At 33.3% G+C, this 4513-nt stretch carries 3 protein-coding genes; 2 read left to right on the top strand and 1 reads right to left on the bottom strand.

Translation table 11 applies throughout. The features are described from left to right. The first annotated feature begins 71 nt into the window (after positions 1-71). The gene (gene folK / locus QZ824_RS10760) at positions 72-1208 is read left to right on the top strand and encodes a 2-amino-4-hydroxy-6-hydroxymethyldihydropteridine diphosphokinase (protein WP_291276016.1); all 1137 of its coding nucleotides are present in this window, start codon (positions 72-74) and stop codon (positions 1206-1208) included. On the opposite strand, the gene QZ824_RS10755 is transcribed toward folK, so the two are convergent. After that, the gene (locus QZ824_RS10755; protein ID WP_291276015.1) at positions 1205-1741 is read right to left on the bottom strand and encodes an RNA methyltransferase; all 537 of its coding nucleotides are present in this window, start codon (positions 1739-1741) and stop codon (positions 1205-1207) included. The genes folK and QZ824_RS10755 overlap by 4 nt on opposite strands. Before the next feature lie 217 nt (positions 1742-1958). Between QZ824_RS10755 and mutS the strand changes: the two genes are divergently transcribed. Further along, a partial coding sequence (gene mutS / locus QZ824_RS10750; protein WP_291276017.1) for a DNA mismatch repair protein MutS occupies positions 1959-4513 on the top strand: 2555 nt, incomplete at its 3' end.

Here is a 4513-nt window from a genome sequence, read left to right as displayed (position 1 = left end):
TTGTTACATGTTCATAAAATTTATTTTTTTGTCAAGGGATTATCTAAAATTGTTTGTTATTTTGCTGATTGATGAAAACACAGCATACTCTTTTACTTTCGTTAGGTACTAATATGGGAGACAAGTCCCAAAATTTACAGTCATGTATTGATGCATTACATCTACATGTAATTACCGTTGTTAGTGTGTCGGCTGTGTATGAAACGCCCGCGTGGGGGTTTGAAGGAGCGCCTTTTTATAATTGTGTGATTAAAGCACATACTCATAAGTCACCACAAAAAGTATTGAGCAAAATTTTAAAACTTGAAAAGGAATTAGGACGTGTCAGAAATGCAGAGCCAGGTTATCATTCAAGAATAATTGATATTGATATATTAGCTTATGATGATGAAATCATTTCCACTGAAAATTTAACAGTTCCTCATCCCAAACTTTCCGATAGAAATTTTGTTTTATACCCTTTAAAAGATGTGGCGCCTTATTGGAAACATCCCGTAAATCAAATTGCTATTTCAGATTTAATTGTGAAATCACCAGATACTTCATTAATTGTTGAAGTGGGTAAATTGATTAATCCGATACAAAAAATAAATGAATCTTTATTAAATTATATTGCAATTGAAGGTAATATAGGAGCAGGAAAAACAACGTTAGCTTCTAAGATTGCTGAAGATTGTAATGCTAAGTTAGTGTTAGAACGATTTGCTGACAATCCTTTTTTGCCTAAGTTTTATAAAGATCAAAGTCGTTATGCCTTTCCTTTGGAAATGTCTTTTTTAGCTGATCGTTATCAGCAACTTACGGATGATTTAGCACAGTTCGATTTGTTTAAAGATTTCATTGTGGCTGATTATCATATATTTAAATCGTTGATTTTCGCTAAAGTAACGTTACAAGAAGATGAATTTCGATTGTATAAAACCATGTTTGATATTGTCTATAAGGAAATGCCTAAACCTGATTTGTATGTTTATTTGTATCAAAATACCGAACGATTGTTAGCTAATATCAAGAAACGTGGGAGAAGTTATGAACAGGAAATTCCAGCAGAGTACCTTGAGAAAATTAATCAGGGCTATCTTGACTATATCAAAACACAAACAGATTTAAATGTTTTAATCATTGATGTTTCTCACCTAGATTTTGTGAAAAACCAAGAAGATTATGTATATCTGTTGAATGAAGTCAGTAACAAGATTGAAAATTAAACCACTATTTTCAACTTTTGAAATAAATCCCAAATTACAATTCCGGCACTTACTGAAATATTCAAAGAATGTTTACTTCCTAATTGCGGAATTTCAATTACACCGTTTGATAGGTCAATTGCTTCTTGTGAAACGCCTTTAACTTCGTTCCCAAAAATTAAGGCGTATTTTGTATTAGATATTGGTCTGAAATCATCTAACATAACTGAATTTTCCGTTTGTTCAATAGACCAAATTTGGATATTCTCAGCTCTTAATTGCTTAATAACTTCAACTACATCTTTAGCATATTCCCAAGTTACCGTCTCGGTTGCGCCTAAAGCAGTTTTATGAATTTCTTTATTAGGAGGAGTAGCTGTAATGCCACATAGATATATTTTTTCAATCAGAAACGCATCCGAAGTCCGAAATACCGAACCAATATTGTGCAAGCTTCTAATATCGTCCAAGATGACAATAATAGGTGTTTTTTTAGCTTGTTTGAACTCTTCAATATTCTTACGATCTAACTCGGCGTTGGCTAATTTTCTCATGTTGCAAAGATAAATTAATTTGATAAAATGGCAACGACTATTACAACTACATCAAGTCTTATTATGCTAATTGATAATTTTTTGTAATTGCCCTTGCTTTTGATTTTTGCCATTGCCATTGAATTTTCCTATCTTCGCCCTCATTCCAAAATGTACTATTGTGGCAAAAAAAGCAGCAACTGAAATAAAAGATAAAGCGCCGAAAGAAACGCCTTTAATGAAACAATACAACGAGATAAAAGCTAAATATCCCGATGCGTGTTTGTTGTTTCGAGTAGGAGATTTTTATGAAACCTTTGGAGCTGATGCCATTCGAGCATCTCAAATTTTAGGAATTACGCTGACTAAAAGAGGAAATGGAAGTGAAAGTGAAACGGCATTAGCAGGATTTCCTCATCATTCATTAAATACCTATTTGCCAAAATTAGTGAAGGCCGGTTTACGTGTTGCTATTTGTGATCAATTGGAAGATCCCAAAATGACCAAAACAATCGTAAAACGAGGAGTAACCGAATTAGTAACGCCAGGTGTTGCTTTAAATGATGATATTTTAAGTGCCAAAACAAACAATTTCCTTGCTTCGGTACATTTTGGGAAAAAGAATTTGGGAATTGCTTTTTTAGATGTTTCTACAGGCGAATTTTTAACGGCTCAAGGAACTGAAGAATATATTGATAAGTTGTTACAAAATTTTCGGCCTAGTGAAATTTTGGTAACAAAAAACCATAAAAACACATTTAAATCTGCTTTTGGTGAAGATCATCATGTGTTTTATTTGGAAGATTGGATTTATAAAGAAGATTATGCATTTGAAACCCTGACCAAACATTTTCAAACCAATTCATTAAAAGGTTTTGGAGTAGAAGAATTGCAAGAAGGAATTGTGGCGTCTGGGGCTATTTTGTATTATTTATCAGAAACGCAGCATAATAAAATTCAGCATATTACTAATATTCAACGAATAGCAGAAGATGCTTATGTTTGGATGGATAAGTTTACCATTCGTAATCTTGAATTGTACCACAGTACCAATCCAAATGCCGTAACCTTGTTAGATGTTATTGATAAAACACTTTCACCTATGGGAGGTCGTATGTTGAAACGTTGGATTGCTTTGCCTTTAAAAGATATTGTGAAGATCAAAGGGCGAAATGAAGTGGTGGCCTATTTAAAAGAAAATCAAGAAGATTTACAAGCTATTCAATACCAAATTAAGCAAATTTCCGACTTAGAGCGATTGATTTCAAAAGTAGCAACAGGTAAAATTTCACCAAGGGAAGTATTGTATTTAAAAGAATCTTTAGATGCTATTATTCCAATTAAAACCTTGGCTTTAGCTTCTAAAAATGAAGCGCTAAAGTTAATTGGTGATAGTTTGCATGCTTGTGAATTATTACGTGAAAAAATCGAAAAAACCATTCAGCCTGATGCACCTGTGAATATTAATAAAGGAAACGCAATAGCTGCCGGTATACATCCTGAATTAGACGAACTTCGAGCAATTTCTTCTACAGGAAAAGGGTATTTAGAAGATTTAGAGCGAAGAGAAAGTGAACAAACGGGTATTCCTTCGTTGAAAGTGTCTTTTAATAACGTGTTTGGTTATTACATTGAAGTGCGAAATACACATAAAGATAAGGTGCCTGATTCTTGGATTCGTAAACAAACCTTAGTAAGCGCAGAGCGATACATAACTGAAGAGTTAAAAGGGTACGAGGCCAAAATTTTAGGAGCAGAAGAGAAAATTCAACAGCTAGAAAATCAGTTGTTTGAAGAGTTAGTTAGTTGGATTTCTTTATATATCAAGGCGGTTCAATTGAATGCAAGTTTAATTGCACAGTTAGATAGTTTACAATCGTTTGCACAGATGGCTATTGAGCATAATTACGTTAAGCCAAAGATTAATGATAGTTATGTATTAGATATTAAAGAAGGACGACACCCTGTTATTGAAAAACAATTGCCTATTGGAGTACCTTATATTTCTAATAATGTGTATTTAGATAATGAATCCCAACAGATGATTATGATTACGGGACCTAATATGTCTGGTAAATCGGCTATTTTGCGACAAACAGCTTTGATTGTTTTATTAGCTCAAATGGGAAGTTTCGTTCCAGCTCAGGCTGTAACAATGGGTGTGGTGGATAAAGTGTTTACAAGGGTAGGAGCAAGTGATAATATTTCTATGGGTGAATCTACGTTTATGGTGGAAATGAATGAAACAGCTTCTATTTTGAATAATTTGTCTAATAGAAGTCTAGTTTTGTTGGATGAAATAGGAAGAGGGACTTCTACATACGACGGAATTTCAATTGCATGGGCAATTTCAGAATATTTACACGAACATCCAGGAAGGCCTAAAACTTTGTTTGCTACACATTATCATGAATTAAATGAAATGGAGTCTATTTTTGAACGAGTTCAAAATTATAATGTGTCTGTAAAAGAATTAAAAGACAATGTATTATTCATTCGTAAATTAGTAAAAGGTGGAAGTGCTCACAGTTTTGGTATTCATGTGGCTAAAATGGCGGGAATGCCGCAAACGGTAATCCAAAAAGCTCAAAAGCTATTAAAGAAATTAGAAAAAAATCATTCCGCAGAGGAGTTGGCGGGTGGAACTTCATCTCAAGAAGAAATGCAATTAAGTTTTTTTAATTTAGATGATCCTTTACTGGAAGAGATTAAAGAAGAGATTAATGCTTTGGATATCAATACACTTACGCCAGTGGAAGCTTTAATGAAGTTGAATGAATTGAAAAGAATACT

The sequence above is a fragment of the Flavobacterium sp. genome (assembly GCF_021151785.1).
GTDB lineage: Bacteria > Bacteroidota > Bacteroidia > Flavobacteriales > Flavobacteriaceae > Flavobacterium.
The sequence above is the reverse complement of the archived record's forward strand: the minus strand, read 5'-3'. Positions and strand labels throughout refer to the sequence as shown.